General features: G+C 46.3%; 15 protein-coding genes and 1 riboswitch. Of the genes, 12 read left to right on the top strand and 3 right to left on the bottom strand.

The features are described 5' to 3' along the window. Nucleotides 1-107: 107 nt before the first annotated feature. Entirely contained in the window at nt 108-737 is a 630-nt protein-coding gene (locus RT269_RS00515) for a cyclodeaminase/cyclohydrolase family protein (RefSeq protein ID WP_313180054.1), read from the top strand. A 21-nt stretch (nt 738-758) separates the two neighbouring features. Then, nucleotides 759-1,616: a bifunctional 5,10-methylenetetrahydrofolate dehydrogenase/5,10-methenyltetrahydrofolate cyclohydrolase gene (locus RT269_RS00510; RefSeq protein ID WP_313180053.1), complete on the top strand. Its 858-nt coding sequence runs from the start codon at nt 759-761 to the stop codon at nt 1,614-1,616. Between the two features lie 43 nt (nt 1,617-1,659). On the opposite strand, the gene thiT is transcribed toward RT269_RS00510, so the two are convergent. Further along, on the bottom strand, nt 1,660-2,331 hold the full coding sequence (gene thiT / locus RT269_RS00505) for an energy-coupled thiamine transporter ThiT (protein ID WP_313180052.1): 672 nt from the start codon (nt 2,329-2,331) through the stop codon (nt 1,660-1,662). A gap of 26 nt (nt 2,332-2,357) precedes the next feature. Then, a riboswitch (TPP riboswitch) is annotated at nt 2,358-2,456 on the bottom strand. 205 nt (nt 2,457-2,661) lie between these two features. Here thiT and RT269_RS00500 point away from each other — a divergent pair. The 7 genes from RT269_RS00500 (at nt 2,662) to rlmH (ending at nt 8,624) form a co-directional block, all read left to right on the top strand. Then, nucleotides 2,662-3,087, top strand: coding sequence for a DMT family transporter (locus tag RT269_RS00500; RefSeq protein WP_100303484.1), 426 nt, complete (start codon nt 2,662-2,664; stop codon nt 3,085-3,087). Nucleotides 3,088-3,189: 102 nt separating this feature from the next. After that, on the top strand, nt 3,190-3,864 hold the full coding sequence (locus RT269_RS00495) for a helix-hairpin-helix domain-containing protein (RefSeq protein ID WP_313180051.1): 675 nt from the start codon (nt 3,190-3,192) through the stop codon (nt 3,862-3,864). Between the two features lie 21 nt (nt 3,865-3,885). Next, nucleotides 3,886-4,584, top strand: coding sequence for a response regulator transcription factor (locus RT269_RS00490; protein ID WP_313180050.1), 699 nt, complete (start codon nt 3,886-3,888; stop codon nt 4,582-4,584). A gap of 115 nt (nt 4,585-4,699) precedes the next feature. Further along, nucleotides 4,700-5,206, top strand: coding sequence for a GNAT family N-acetyltransferase (locus RT269_RS00485; RefSeq protein ID WP_313180049.1), 507 nt, complete (start codon nt 4,700-4,702; stop codon nt 5,204-5,206). Nucleotides 5,207-5,218: 12 nt separating this feature from the next. Further along, nucleotides 5,219-7,075, top strand: coding sequence for a DUF6320 domain-containing protein (locus tag RT269_RS00480; RefSeq protein ID WP_313180048.1), 1,857 nt, complete (start codon nt 5,219-5,221; stop codon nt 7,073-7,075). A 29-nt stretch (nt 7,076-7,104) separates the two neighbouring features. Then, nucleotides 7,105-8,133: an alpha/beta hydrolase gene (locus tag RT269_RS00475; RefSeq protein ID WP_313180047.1), complete on the top strand. Its 1,029-nt coding sequence runs from the start codon at nt 7,105-7,107 to the stop codon at nt 8,131-8,133. 11 nt (nt 8,134-8,144) lie between these two features. Next, nucleotides 8,145-8,624, top strand: a complete 480-nt coding sequence (gene rlmH / locus RT269_RS00470; protein ID WP_313180046.1) for a 23S rRNA (pseudouridine(1915)-N(3))-methyltransferase RlmH — start codon at nt 8,145-8,147, stop codon at nt 8,622-8,624. Nucleotides 8,625-8,666: 42 nt separating this feature from the next. Here the strand turns inward: rlmH and RT269_RS00465 are convergent, their stop codons facing one another. Further along, nucleotides 8,667-9,437 carry a response regulator transcription factor gene (locus tag RT269_RS00465; RefSeq protein ID WP_313180045.1) on the bottom strand — a complete coding sequence of 257 codons (771 nt, stop codon included), beginning with the start codon at nt 9,435-9,437 and terminating at the stop codon, nt 8,667-8,669. Then, complete coding sequence (locus RT269_RS00460; RefSeq protein WP_313180044.1) at nt 9,415-11,292, bottom strand: cache domain-containing sensor histidine kinase; 1,878 nt, start codon at nt 11,290-11,292, stop codon at nt 9,415-9,417. The genes RT269_RS00465 and RT269_RS00460 overlap by 23 nt, the downstream gene beginning before the upstream one ends. 188 nt (nt 11,293-11,480) lie before the next feature. On the opposite strand from RT269_RS00460, the gene RT269_RS00455 reads away from it, so the two are divergent. The 3 genes from RT269_RS00455 (at nt 11,481) to RT269_RS00445 (ending at nt 14,599) form a co-directional block, all read left to right on the top strand. Then, on the top strand, nt 11,481-12,800 hold the full coding sequence (locus RT269_RS00455) for an ABC transporter substrate-binding protein (RefSeq protein WP_313180043.1): 1,320 nt from the start codon (nt 11,481-11,483) through the stop codon (nt 12,798-12,800). Nucleotides 12,801-12,893: 93 nt separating this feature from the next. Continuing rightward, nucleotides 12,894-13,772 carry a carbohydrate ABC transporter permease gene (locus RT269_RS00450; protein WP_313180042.1) on the top strand — a complete coding sequence of 293 codons (879 nt, stop codon included), beginning with the start codon at nt 12,894-12,896 and terminating at the stop codon, nt 13,770-13,772. Then, on the top strand, nt 13,772-14,599 hold the full coding sequence (locus RT269_RS00445; RefSeq protein ID WP_313180041.1) for a carbohydrate ABC transporter permease: 828 nt from the start codon (nt 13,772-13,774) through the stop codon (nt 14,597-14,599). The genes RT269_RS00450 and RT269_RS00445 overlap by 1 nt, the downstream gene beginning before the upstream one ends. The last annotated feature ends 4 nt before the right edge of the window (nt 14,600-14,603 follow it).

Raw genomic sequence — 14,603 nt, 5'->3', positions numbered from 1 at the left:
CAATCATAGCATTGACTGTTTCACTTGACAAGTTAAACTTGTTTTTTTATAGAAAGCCCTATATAATAGTGGAAAATAAAATGCGGTTGGAAAGGCGGATCAATGTTATGATACAGGACTTTACAATTCACACATTCCTTGAAAAATTATCCTCAAAAAGCCCAACGCCGGGCGGTGGCGGAGCAGCAGGTCTTGGCGGCGCCATAGGAGCGGCTTTGGGAGAGATGGTGGTAAACTTAACACTTGGCAAGAAGAAGTATGCCGAAGTGGAAGAAGAAATGCAGTCAATCCTTGAAAAGCTGGAAGCTTTAAAAAACGAATTTTTAAGGCTTGCAGATGAAGACGAAGTAGTATTTGTGCCTTTGGCGGCTGCATACGGCCTTCCCTCCGGCACGGAGGAAGAAAAACTTCATAAGGCCGAAATTTTAGAAACCCACCTTCTTGCAGCCACCCTGGTTCCTCTCATGGTCATGGAGCGTTCCATGGAAACTCTTGATATCATGGAAGTCCTGGCAGAGAAGGGAAGCCGCCTGGCTGTCAGTGACGTAGGCGTGGGAGTCCAGTTTATCCGCTCCGCACTGCTGGGAGCAAAGATGAATGTTTCCATCAATACAAAGTCCATGAAGGAGCGGGAAAAGGCCGGACAGCTCCAGGATCAGGCGGATCACCTGGCAGAAGAAGGAATCAGAAAGGCAGATGCCATTTATGCAAAGGTGGAAGCTGCATTAAAGGCATAATAAGGAGGAGGAAAAACTGACGTGATAACCTTAAAGGGTGCAGCCGTATCTGCAAAAATCAAGGAACAGGTAGAAACGCTTTTGACTGATTTAAAGGGAAAAACTCCAAAACTTGCCATTGTGCGGGTAGGAGAACGGCCTGACGACTTATCCTATGAGCGGGGAGCTTTAAAGAAGATGGAAAGCTTCGGCTTGATGGGGGAAAGCTTTGCATTTCCCCAGGACATCACTGATGAGGCATTTAAGGAAGAATTTGCAAAGATCAATGAAAACCCGGACATCGATGGCATCCTTCTCCTTCGTCCCCTGCCAAAGCAGATAAAGGAAAAGGATATTGAGCATATGATTGACCCGGGAAAAGATTTGGATGGCATATCACCAGAAAATATCGCCAGGGTATTTGCCGGGGACGATACCGGATTTGCACCCTGTACGGCGGAAGCGGTGGTGGAAGTCCTAAAAGCCAATGATATTTCCCTGACAGGAAAAAGAGTAGCCATCGTAGGCAGAAGTATGGTAGTTGGCCGCCCCTTATCCATGCTGATGCTGAAAGAGAACGCTACGGTTACCATCTGCCACACCCGCACGGAAGATTTAAAGGAAACCTGTAAAAATGCCCAGATCCTTGTGGCCGCTGCCGGACGTGCAAGGATGGTGGATGCATCTTATGTAGGTACGGATGCCATAGTGGTTGATGTGGGAATCAATGTGGACGAAGACGGAAAGCTTTGCGGAGATGTGGATTTTGGGTCTTTGGAAGGAACTGCCTCCATGGCAACTCCTGTACCAGGAGGTGTAGGAGCGGTGACAACGGCTGTACTGGCCAGGCATCTGGTGTTGGCTGCCCTGCCTGAGACCATTAATGAAACCGTAGGGTAAAAATAAAACAGAGGCGCTGCAGAAAAAGCAGTGCCTCTGTTTTTTATCCGTTTAAAGCCTGCCGCTTCACCTGTCCGATAGCTCCCAGTACAGGCGGGAAATACAGGATTAATACGGTTAATACCAACTCTGGCAGGATATAAGTGGCATTATAACCCAGAGTATAGACCAATGGGGGTACGCCCTCCGGTGTATAGGCTGCAAAGAATATATAACCGGAAATAACATGGAATAAGTACCGACCTGTAACGCCCACAATATATCCGGCTACAAGGCCGTGCTTTTTATTGCTGAACAGCCCGGAAAGTCCCAAAGCGCCGAATGCCAAGGGATAGTCAAGAAGAACCTGGATCGGAGCGTATATATAGGGGCCCGTGATAAACTGTAAAATTCCGTAGGCCACACCGGTCGTGATCCCGGCCTTTACCCCGTAAACATAGCCGATGAGGCAGATAAACAACATGGAAAACAGAGTGATGGAGCCGCCAAAAGGAAGGGAGGCTAATTTGATAAAGGAAGTTACCGTTGCCAGCGCCATTGCACCTGCGCAGTAAACCAGCTGGCGGGTCTGCAGCTTTTGAGATTTAGAAGACGATCTGCCAAGAAGATGCAGTGCAAAAAAGATTGCAGCAAATAGAACGATCACCAGCAAGTATCCGGCCGGCCTTAATAAGTACTCTTCACTTTCCGCAGAGTAAGTTAGAAAAAATGACATAAAAAATCCTCCTTTGTGCGCGCAGGAGGGGACTACTATTGCTTCCTTACGCCGGCATTATCCGGTTCAAGTAGTGAGGGTTCGGTTTCTACCAATCTCAGCCAATGGCTCCCCTAGCGTGTGTAATTTATACAATTTTGCTGTGAGTATAGCGCAAATACACAGGCTTGTCAAGCCTTATCATGTAAAGTTTCTGTATGTCCGATCCCTAACCAAATTGTAAATTCAGTATAAAAATGAAAATTAAGCACAACCTAGTAAAAGCAGTAAAGTTGAAATAAGGTCCGCTTGATTTATTATTAACAAATTGGAGATACGGAGGTTGTTTTAATGACAGGCTTTATTATTGCTCTTATATCCGGAGCGCTTATGAGCATACAGGGAGTTTTTAATACGGGAGTGACAAAGCAGACCAGCATGTGGGTTTCTACGGGCTGGGTACAGCTGACTGCATTTTTGACCTGCCTCATCCTGTGGTATTTCTCCGGCAGGGAGAACATTACCGGCCTATTTGACGTACAGCCCAAGTACTTATTGATTGGCGGCGTCATGGGTGCATTCATTACCTATACAGTAGTAAGGAGTATGGGAACCCTGGGTCCGGCTAAAGCGGCTCTGATTATTGTAATTTCCCAGATCATTGTGGCTTACGCCATCGAGTTGTTTGGTTTGTTCGGTGTTGAAAAGGTAGGATTTGAATGGAAAAAGCTGATCGGCGCGGTTGTTGCAATTATCGGAATCATGATATTTAATTAATTTGGAAATAGTGCTTGTATTTACTTATTTCTTTAGGTAGAATAGTAACATAGGCTGAAGATGGTATCCTTTTTTGGAGATTTTTGTAAGAGGAGGGATATCATGGATTACCAGAAAGTTAAAATCATCCTTATCGCCCTGTGTGTCTTAGGGGCGGGTGTATGTTACGGCTTGAGCAGAAGCCAGGATGTCCGCAGGACGGGGATTTCTCTGTCAGAGGAATCGGCTTTACATTCCGGGGAAACGGTTACCGGAATTGGAGCAGATGATGGTCCGGCGGCTTTAACAGCAGAAGAGGACAGTTTAGGAAGTGCAGGAGAGGAAACGGCCCTGCCTTTCTATGTACATATCTGCGGAGAAGTTGTTTCTCCCGGTGTTTATGAGCTTAAAGAAGGAAGCCGGGTTTTTCAGGCAATCGAGAAAGCAGGCGGAGTCACAGACCAGGCTGCGGCAGAATATTTAAATATGGCGGAGCAGGTCAAGGACGGCATGAAGATCGTGGTCCCTGGCAAGGAAGAGGTGGAAGCGGCAAAAGCCAGGGGAGAGATTTCCTTACAGGCAGAGGCTTCATCTAACGTACAAAAAACAAAGGTAAATTTAAATACAGCCACCAAAGAGGAACTGATGACCCTTCGGGGAATCGGAGAAGCCAAGGCAGCTGATATCCTTAAGTATCGGGACAGCCACGGCGGATTTCAAAAGATCGAGGATATCATGAAGATATCCGGCATTAAAGATGCGGCGTTTCAAAAAATAAAAGAAGATATAACGGTTTGAAATAGAAGACAGAGGTGTAGTATGGCAAGCGTTTTAGTAGTTGATGATGAAAAACTCATCGTAAAAGGTATGAGATTCAGTCTGGAACAGGACGGTATGGAAGTTGACTGTGCCTATGACGGAGAGGAAGCCATTAATCTGGCAAAGCAGAAAGAGTATGATGTGGTCCTTTTGGATGTTATGCTTCCCAAATATGACGGATACGAAGTGTGTCAGGCCATCAGGGAATTTTCCGAGATGCCCATTATCATGCTGACGGCAAAGGGCAATGATATGGATAAGATCCTGGGCCTGGAATACGGTGCAGACGATTATATTACAAAGCCTTTTAACATTCTTGAGGTAAAGGCCAGGATCAAGGCTATCCTGCGCCGGAATGCCAAGAAGAACAAGCGGGATAACCAGGAAGACAGCCAGGTAATAAAAGAAGGCGATTTGAAGCTGGACCGGGACAGCAGGAGAGTGTTTATTGCTGAGAAAGAGATCAATTTAACAGCAAAGGAGTTTGACCTTTTGGAGCTTCTTACCTGTAATCCGGGTAAGGTTTACAGCAGGGAACAGCTTCTTACCTGCGTGTGGGGAAATAAAGCCATGGATACGGGGGATGTAAGGACGGTAGACGTTCATGTAAGGCGTCTCCGGGAGAAGATTGAACCCAGCCCCAGCGATCCTAAATATGTGCATACCAAGTGGGGCGTAGGATATTATTTCCGCGTCTAGTAAAAGAAAGAGGAGGATTTCTGACGGGAGACCGGGGAAATCCGCCTTTTCTTTAAATTTTGGGAGAGAAAATTCCATAGATCAGAATCAATTTTGGAAACGGGGAAACGATAGGATGGATTACAGTATTAGAAAAGTAAGAAAAGAGGATTTGGACCGGGTGGCGGAAGTGGAGGCTCTTTGTTTTCCGCCGGAAGAGGCGGCAGGGAGAGAAGCCATTGGGCATAGGATCGATCATTTTCCTGAAAGCTTCCTTGTGGCGGAGCTTTCCGACGGGACGATCATCGGTTTTATTAATGGCTGCGTTACCGATGGGGATACGATCTGTGACGAAATGTTTGAGAAAGCAGATTTTCATAACCCAGATGGTGCTTACCAAAGCGTGTTTGGACTTGATGTGATAAAAGAATGGCGGGGCCGGGGAGTTGCCGCTGCTCTTATGAAACGTTTTATGGAAGAGGCAGGGAAAAGAGGCAGGAAAGGAATGATACTTACCTGCAAGGACAGGCTGATTCACTATTACGAAAAATTCGGATACCGGAATATGGGAGTGTCCGGTTCTGTGCACGGAGGAGCCGTCTGGTATGATATGCGGCTCGATTTTATGGATACAGGGAAGTGAGGCACCGTCAATATGAAGAGAAGCCCCCAGGGAGAGCGGTGGAGACGGCTTGACAATACGGCAAAGATATTTCCAGTCATAGCCAGTGAAAATTTAAGCAATGTATTCCGGATTTCCGCGGTTTTAAAGGAAGAGGTGGATCCGGGCACCTTACAGCGGGCACTGGAAGAGATCCTTCCTCAGTTTGAGGGATTTTCGGTGAGGCTGCGAAGGGGATTTTTCTGGTATTATTTTGAGGACAATAAGAGGATGCCGGTCATTGAACGGGAGACGACTTACCCCTGCAAATTCATTGATCCTCACAGCACTCAGCTTTATTTGTTCCGGGTCACATATTTTGACAGGCGGATCAATCTGGAGGTATTCCATGCGGTTACAGACGGCCTGGGAGCGGTGAACTTTTTAAAGGCCCTTGTTTACCGGTATCTGGATCTTAAGAAGAATTCCAGGACCGGCCATCAGGCCCCTCAGAAGATATCATCAGATGTTTCCATGAATGTGGAGGATAGTTACGTCCGCCATTATAAAAAGACCGAAAAACGCAAATACAGCTCCAGAAAAGCTTATCATCTGGCAGGAGAAGCCCTTCCTCTTGATGAGGAAAATGTTCTTCACGGTTATGTGGACTTAAAGATGTTAAAAACGGCCGCTAAAAGCTACGGGGTCAGCATCACCAGATTTTTGACGGCGGCTTTGATCTTTACGATCTATCAGGAATATCTTGATGGAAAGCCTTGCGAGGAATCCATCGGCATCAGTATCCCCATTAACCTGCGGACCTTTTTCGGCTCGGAGACAACCGCTAATTTTTTTGCGGTGACGCTTATTGATTTTTTATCCACCAGTGAGGAGCATACCTTTACCCAGGTACTGGAAGCGGTAAGCAGCCAGATGGATTCAAAGATCACAAAAGAAAAGATGGAGCAGATCATCTCCTATAATGTTTCCAATGAAAAGAAGTGGTATCTGCGGGCCGCGCCCCTTTTTGTAAAATGGTGTGCATTAAACCTGGTTTTCCGGAAAAATGAGAAAGCCTACACCATGACTCTTTCCAATATCGGTCCGATTGATATTGAAGAGGATTACAGGAAGGAAATCCAACGGTTTTCCATAATGATCGGTGTTTCCAAGAGGCAGCCTATGAAATGTGCGGTCTGTTCCTATGGAGAAGAGGTCATTGTGACCTTTACTTCCGTATTTCAGGACACCAGGCTTCAGGATCGTTTTTTCGGTTTTCTTAGAGAAATGAGTATTCCGGTGAGCCTTGAGAGCAACGGCGTTCCGGATCACCGGGATGATCTTGGTATGTATCCCCAGATCCGTTATGACCGGAAACGGCTTAAAAAGCTGGTCACTGTCTTTTATGGATTGCTGTTTTTTGTGGGGGCTGTTTTAGGGATGATCAATTATGCCACCTATTCCGGCTCTCTGTGGTCAATCATTGCCATCGGGCTTATGGCATATACCGCTCTTACGGTTGAATATTCCGTTTTGCGCCATGCCAATCTGGCATCTAAGATCCTTTTGCAGACCGTGGCTGCGCAGATACTTTTAGTGGCCTTGGATCATTCTACGGGTTATAATGGCTGGTCAGTGAATTACGGAATTCCAAGCACCATTTTGTTTGCGGATCTTTCCATTGTTTTTTTGATTCTGGTGAACCGGATGAACTGGCAGAGCTATTTTATGTATCAGATTGCTGTTACCGTGTTCAGCTTTATTCCTTTGATTTTATGGGCGACAGGTCTTCTGACCAGACCGTTTCTGGCCCTGTTCACTGTGACGGTGACGGTGATTATTCTTGCCGTTACCATTGTGCTTGGAGACCGAAGTGTGAAAACTGAACTGAAAAGGCGGTTTCATGTGTAAAAAGATGCCGGAAAAGGAGGGAATTGTTGATGAGCCAAAGAAAAGTGAGCGTAAGAGGAAATCTTGTGAGGGACATGATGCAGAATGTAATGGAAACTTCGTTAAAACAGCCTATCCGGACCGGAGAACTGAGGAAAAACCCTGTGGAGCCTGCCTGGGTCTGTCCGGCGGGTTATGAATATGAAATCATAGAGCTGGAGCATTTGAAAATGGAGTATCTGCGCCCTGTGGGAGTGGTGACGGACCGGGTGATCTTACAGCTTCACGGCGGCGGATACATCGGGCCTATGAAGAACATTTACCGGAGATTTGCGGTCCGGTATTCCAAGCTTAGCTACGGCGGGGACGTTTTGACCCTTGACTACCGGGTGGCACCGGAGTATCCATATCCGGCGGCTTTGGAGGATGCAGTGGCTGCTTATCAGTGGCTGATAGAGGAAAAAGGGTACCGGCCGGAGCATATTGTGGTGGCCGGGGATTCTGCCGGAGGCGGATTAAGCCTGGCCTTAGGGCTGTATTTGAAAGATCATGGAATTGCCCTTCCAGGAGGGTTTATCACCATGTCCGCCTGGACAGATCTAACCAACAGCGGGGAAAGCCATGTGTCTAATTACGAGATCGATCCGCTGTTTGGAAATTCTACGGATAGTATGCTTTACAATTCAGAATATATCGGCGGAGAGGACCCTGGCCTTCCTTATATTTCTCCGGTATTTGGGGAATATGAAGGCTTTCCTCCTGTTCTCATGCAGGTGGGCAGCTATGAGGTGCTTTTAAGTGATACCCTGACGGTGGCTGACAAGTTAAAAAATGCAGGAGTGAAGCGGCGGGTCTCCGTTTATGAGGGAATGTTTCATGTATTTCAGATGGGACTGGACTTGATCCCTGAGAGCCGGGAGGCATGGGATGAAGTGGAATCGTTTTTACGTATCATTTTTAATATCAATATCAAACCCGATGGAAAAGTGGTGCGAAAGGTAAAAACAGAGCACACAAAGCCGGCGAGAGATATGGTTAAGCTTCTCATTGCCATGATGAAGAAAGAACTGGATGCATAAAGGAGACACCAATGAAGATTACGCTGGTAACTGTGGGAAAAATAAAGGAGAAGTTTTATGCAGATGCCATCGGGGAATACAGCAAACGATTGAGCCGCTACTGCAAACTGGATATCGTACAGGTGGCTGACGAAAAAACACCGGACTCGGCCAGTGAGGCAGTTGAAAGACAGATAAAGGATAAGGAAGGGGATAGAATCCTTTCTTCGATTAAGGACGGGGCTTATGTGATCGCGTTGGCAATTGACGGGGAAATGCTTAATTCCGTCCAGCTTTCGGAGAAAATCAATGACCTGGGGGTCAGGGGCATAAGCCAGATCGTCTTTGTGATTGGCGGTTCCCTGGGCCTTTCCGATGCTGTTTATAAGCGCGCGGATTACAGGCTGAGCTTTTCCCCAATGACATTTCCCCATCAGCTCATGAGGGTGATTATGCTGGAACAGATTTACCGGAGTTATCGGATCGTGAACGGGGAACCGTATCATAAGTAGTGGAAGGAAGCAGCCCCCTTATTATGGCTGCATTGCTGGATCTCACCGCCCCCTCTGCCCCTGGTGCCGGAATTCGCTTGGCTGGATTCCGGTATGGCTTTTAAAGGTCCGGCTGAAATAAAAACCATCCCTGTATCCTACCAGTTCCCCAACTTTCTGGATTTCCATATCCGGATTGTTTAACAGAAGCCGTTTTGCCTCATTCATTCGCAATCTCGTCAGATATTTTGAAGGGGTCTCCCCGGTATGCTTCTTAAATAGCTTTCCCAGATATTCCGGCGTAAAGCCGAATTTTTCCCCAAGCTCCTGAAAGGAAATCTCCTGCTGGTAATTCTCCTGGAGATAGGTTTCCAGCAGCTCACAAATGGATCTCTGGTCCAGCCTGCTATTGCTGGAGCGGTAGGAATCCAGTTCGTCGGATTCAGCAGCCATGGTAATCAGGATTTTATGCAGGGATCCGGAGAGTGCCTCTAAGGTCACCGGCTTCAGCAGATAATCCATGACGCCGCAGCGGAGGGCTGACAGCGCATATGCGAAGTCACTGTAGCCGCTTAAAAGGATGGTTCTGGTACCGGGATGGTTTTTCTGGATATACTGTGCGAGTTCCAGGCCGTCGGGAGGGGGCATGCGGATGTCCGTAATAACAAGATCCGGGAAGTGTTCTTCCATCAAAAGGATGGCCTCTTCCCCATTGGAAGCCTCACCTGCCAGCGTGAAAGGCAGGTTTAAAGAGGCTATTTTTTTTACCAAATTCCGCCGAATCAGGCTTTCATCTTCAGCCACTATATATTTATAATTCAGGATGCTGCTCATAATATTCCTCCCTTGAACGGTACACAGGACCGCCGACTATAAAAACTGTTTTCTTTGGCTGGGAATTATCAATCTGAAATATGGCCTTGTCTCCGTAGAGAAGCTTGAGCCGCAGATAGACATTTTTCAGTCCCATGCCGCCAATCTGCATGGATTTTAATTCTTCCTTCATATCCAGATTCTGGTACAGACTTAAAAGCTCTTCTTTCTTATCTTCACTTAATACCCCACCGTTATCTTCAATTCTGATGACCCAAAAATCCTGCTCCGCAGAAGCTGAGATACAAAGCTTCCAGGGAGGCGGTGTCTGAAACCCATACTTAAATGCATTTTCCACGATCGGCTGTGTGACAAGCTTGGGAATGTATAGTTGTTTCGTATCTTCAGATATTTCCAAGGTATACTCCAGCTTATCACTGAAACGGAGGCGCATGCATTCCAAGTACTGCCGGGTATAAAATATTTCTTCCTCCAGCGGGACGAACATTTCCCTGGAAGCGGAAATATAACGGAAGTAATCACATAGTGCCTGGCACATGTGGATGATGTCTCCATTCATCTCTTCCTCAGCCATTATGCTCATATTGGTCAGACAGTTATAGAGAAAATGGGGATTGATAAGGGATTGGGTTGCCTGCAGTTTGGCGCGGGTCTCTTCGGTGCGGGAGAGTAAGGCCTCCTGGGTAGTGGAGCGAAGCTTTTCATACATGGTGCGGATGGACTCACAGAGCTGGGAAAGCTCTGTGATATTGCTGTCAGCAGATGTAAGGTTCACCTTTGTTTCATCCAGGACCCGGCTGATGGTGATCTTGCTGGTAGCTGCCGTCAGCTTCTGCAGCGGTGCGGTCAGCCTTCTGGATATGTAAAAGCAGATGAACAGGGTAAGCAGGATAGAGAGGCCCCCTATGAGGAAGAAAATCAGCCTGAAGTTCTGTAACTGTTCATAAACGGCTTTTCTGGGCTTAGCCAGTATGACAGTCCAGTCGTAAGCGGGAATGCTCTGCCAGGTGATCAGATACCGTTCCCCGTTGCCGGCTTTTAACATTTTAGTGGAATGCTCCGGAAGCCCGGAGTTCATGACAATAGAATAATAATCCGTTTCCGGTGCAGACCGGTTATAGGGATAAACCAGCTCCTGATCGGAATTATAGATATAAACAGTGCTGTCCGGGTTCTGTGCCTCTAGCTGGGAGGCAAGAGAAAACATCTTCCCGCAGTCCTGGACAACTTCAGCAATGCCTTCCGGCTGTCCGGAGGCATTCAAAAAGAGCCGGACAAGAGAGATAAATTTCCGGGATCTCTGGTTATCGCCTTTGGCCGGGAGTTCCTTGTTTACGATTGGAGTGGTGATGTATTTATAACCGTTTAAAGACATGGTTTTTTCATACCATACCTTTTCCTTTAAATTTACTGTAATGGTCCGCTGGCTGTAGCCGGATTCAACACAAGAGCCGTCGAGGTCATACAAATTAATGGCTGCCGCACTTTGATAGGCTCCAATGATGGCTGTAATGATATCATGTATTGCCTCTACATGATCACGGGAGGCTACCAGCTGGCCGGTCGAGATGTAGTTTTTCCTGGAAATATCAGAAAATTCCTTAAAGTTTGTCTTAATGGCATTGGAGTAAACCAGGTTCATGGAAATGGTAGAGATATTGTCCAGTTGGATCTCTACGGAGTTATCTACAGAGGCACACATATTTTCCAGATCCTTTGCTGCGTTATCCAGAGCATTTATCTTGTAATGCCGGTAAGTGAAAAAGAAAAAAATACATAGAAGGCAAAGAATAAAAAGGCCGTAGATTACAAAAAGGTACATGTGCTGGGAATAGTGTTTCGTCATTTTTTTCATGCAATTCACGCCTCCTTCGTGGTGATATTATACAAGATAGTTCAAAAAAATGCAATTGTCAGTTCTGAATTGTCTATTTTATATGATAGTAAGATATGGTACTATGTGGTTGTCACAAAGGAAATATATTTTATCGATAAAATATCAGCAGTTTGTATGAAAATATAAGCCCAAAAGGAGAAGAAGCTATGAAAATAAAAGTAAAAAAAATAGTCGGACTGACACTGGCGGCAGGGCTGGCTGTGGGGATGATAGCAGGGTGCAGCGCGGAGAAGGGGAGCGCAGGAGCTGATGGGAAGAAGAATGTGACGCTGACCTTTGGCAGCCATCAAAGTGGACTTCCAACCTCTGGCATTGTACAGGAGCTTGCAAAAGACTTTGAGTCGGAAACAGGAATTCAGATCGACTTCCAGATTTCACCGGATGCCCAGTGGAGGGATTTAATCAAAGTTAAGCTGGATTCCGGAGAAGCCCCAGACATCATCTGTGTTGACACTCCCATTGGTCTGGCCTCCAGTCTCCATATGGACCAGTACAGTGTGGAGCTTACGGATCAGCCATGGGTAAGCCGTATCGAGAAAACCACACTTGCAGCCGTGAGTGTAAAGGATAAGGTTTATGGAATTACTTTCCCGGGGGCAAAGATGTATTTCTATCTCTATAACAAGGATATTTTTGAGTCCCTGGGGCTTTCGGTTCCTGCTACATACCGTGAATTTCAGGATATCTGCCAGAAGGTCAAGGCTGCAGGTTACACACCGGTTTATGAAGCAACCACCAATGGCTGGCATCAGGTGCTTCCATTATTTGAAACCGGCGGATTATGGCTGGAACAGGACCCGGATATGTATGATAAGTTAAATGCCAATGAAATCGATTTGGATGGCATTCCCTCTCTTCTGACCATAATCAGGCAGCTGGATGAATGTGCTAAAGCAGGATATTTCGGTGATGATTATTTAAGCAACGCCTGGGAAAATGCTAAGGAAGCCATGTCAACGGAGCGGTGTGCCATGACCATTGCAGAGCTGGGCTTCCGCGGACAGATCGAACAGGAATATCCGGACTTTAAGGCAACGGAAAAATTAGGTGCGTTTGTTATGCCGTGGGGAGACAATCAGGAGATTGGCGTAAACCCTGCAAGCAACGCTTACTTTATTAATAAAGACAGCAAATACGCAGAAGAAGCAAAGCAGTTCTTTGATTTTCTGGCAAGGCCGGAAAACTTACAGAAGAGACTGAATGGGCAGCCGGAATTAAGCGCACTTTGCTGGCCGGAGATCACGAGCAAATATACAAAAGAGGATCAGGCATTTTTGGATTCCTTAAAAAAGGCAAACGTCGTCCAGACCTCCGTAAATTATATCGACAGCCAGTGGATGGATGTAGGAAAAGACTTGGAGGCTATGTATACAGGCGCTTCCACTCCGGAAGAGGTTCTAAAGACCATTATGGAAAGGCGTACCGAACAGGCGAAGCTGCAGAAGGATCCGGGCTGGGTGAATTAGCCGCCCTCTCTTTCTGCTGGAATACAGGGGTTAAGGGGGAAGAATCAAATCCCCCTTACCTGTTTGCGCTTCATGTACAGAATGGAGGAAATTATGAACCAAAAGAAATTATATCCCTGGTATTTTGCAGGAGGGGCAGCCTTACTTTTTTTCCTGCTGTGTTTTGTTCCCGGAATTTTAGGAATTGCTTATTCCTTTACCGACTGGAATAATTTCAGCAATGAAATTAATTTTGTAGGGCTTGCCAATTATAAAACGGTTTTTCAGGGAAATTCGGAATATTTAAAATATATAGGCAATACTGTTTTGTTCACTGTTGTTACAACGGCTATGAAAACCATCATTGGTCTGGCCTTGGCACTTCTGCTGACCCAGAATTTTATCCGGTTTAAGAATTTTCACCGTATGATCGTTTTTTCTCCCCAGGTGATGTCTTATCTGGTGGTAGGTCTTGTATTCAGAAGTATGCTGCATCCGACAACGGGCTTTTTAAACAGCTTTTTACGAAACCTTGGACTGGACGGGCTGGCAAAAAACTGGCTGACGGACTTAAGCCTTGTGTTTCCTACGGTTATGACCGTTGATACCTGGAAGGGCATGGGATATATTATGGTGGTGGTAATCGCCGGACTGTTATCTGTTTCGCCGGAATATTATGAGGCAGCCAGCATTGACGGCGCCAGCTTTTTCCAGAAATTCAGGGCCATCACCTTGCCGCTGCTAAAGCCTGTGCTGGTCAATGTTACGGTGCTGAACGTGACCTATGGCCTGAGAGTATTCGACATGATCTATTCCCTTACTAACGGCGGTCCGGGAAATGCAACCGGCGTTATCAACACCGCTGTCTACAAGGAGTTTTCCAAGGGTAATCTGGCGATGGGAACTACCTTGTCCAGCGTCTTGTTCTTCGCGGTTCTTGCCTTGTTATACTTTATCATTAAATCCATGGAAAATAAGGAGGTGGAAGCATAATGGGAAAAACGGGGAAAACCATTGGCCGTATTCTGGGCAATGCAGTGACTGTGTTTATCAGTCTGATTGTTATCATACCTCTGGTTGTTCTGTTTCTGAACTCTTTTAAAACTGCCGGTGAGGCAAACCGGATGACCTTATCCCTGCCGAAAGTATGGATGTTTGAAAACTATGGAAAGGTAATCGAACAGGGGAAGCTGCTTTCTTCGTTCTTAAATGGACTTATGTATGCGGTCTTCAGCGTCCTTATTGTAGTGATTTTGGTGTCGGCGGCCGCCTTTGTCATCTCAAGAAACCAGAAAGGCATCAACCGGTTTCTCTACTATTTCATCATTTCCGGCATCGCCATGCCGATCAATAATGTTGCTCTTATGAAGGTCATGCAGGCATTGCATTTAGTCAATACGCGGTTCGGTATCATTCTGCTTTATGCAGCCATTAACATTCCCCTAAGCTTATTCTTAGCCTATGGATTTATTGGAACGATTCCCAGAGAGATTGATGAAGCGGCGGTAATCGACGGCTGCAAACCTGGTCAGCTGTTTATCCGGGTGATTGCACCGCTGCTAAAGCCCATTGTATCCACTTTATTTGTTCTTGACTTCATGTCCGTGTGGAACGATTTTACCATGCCCCTGTATTATTTGAACAACTCCAGAAAATGGCCCATGACTTTGGCGGTCTACAATTTCTTCGGAGCATTTGAATATTCCTGGAACCTGGTTGCGGCGGATATCATACTGACCCTGGCCCCGGTGCTGCTGGTATTTATCATCGGGCAGAAATATATTGTAGGCGGCGTGTCCGCAGGTTCCGTAAAAGGATAACAGA

It is taken from the genome of Lacrimispora sp. (assembly GCF_032078915.1).
In the GTDB taxonomy this organism is placed as follows: domain Bacteria; phylum Bacillota; class Clostridia; order Lachnospirales; family Lachnospiraceae; genus Lacrimispora.
The sequence above is the reverse complement of the archived record's forward strand: the minus strand, read 5'-3'. Positions and strand labels throughout refer to the sequence as shown.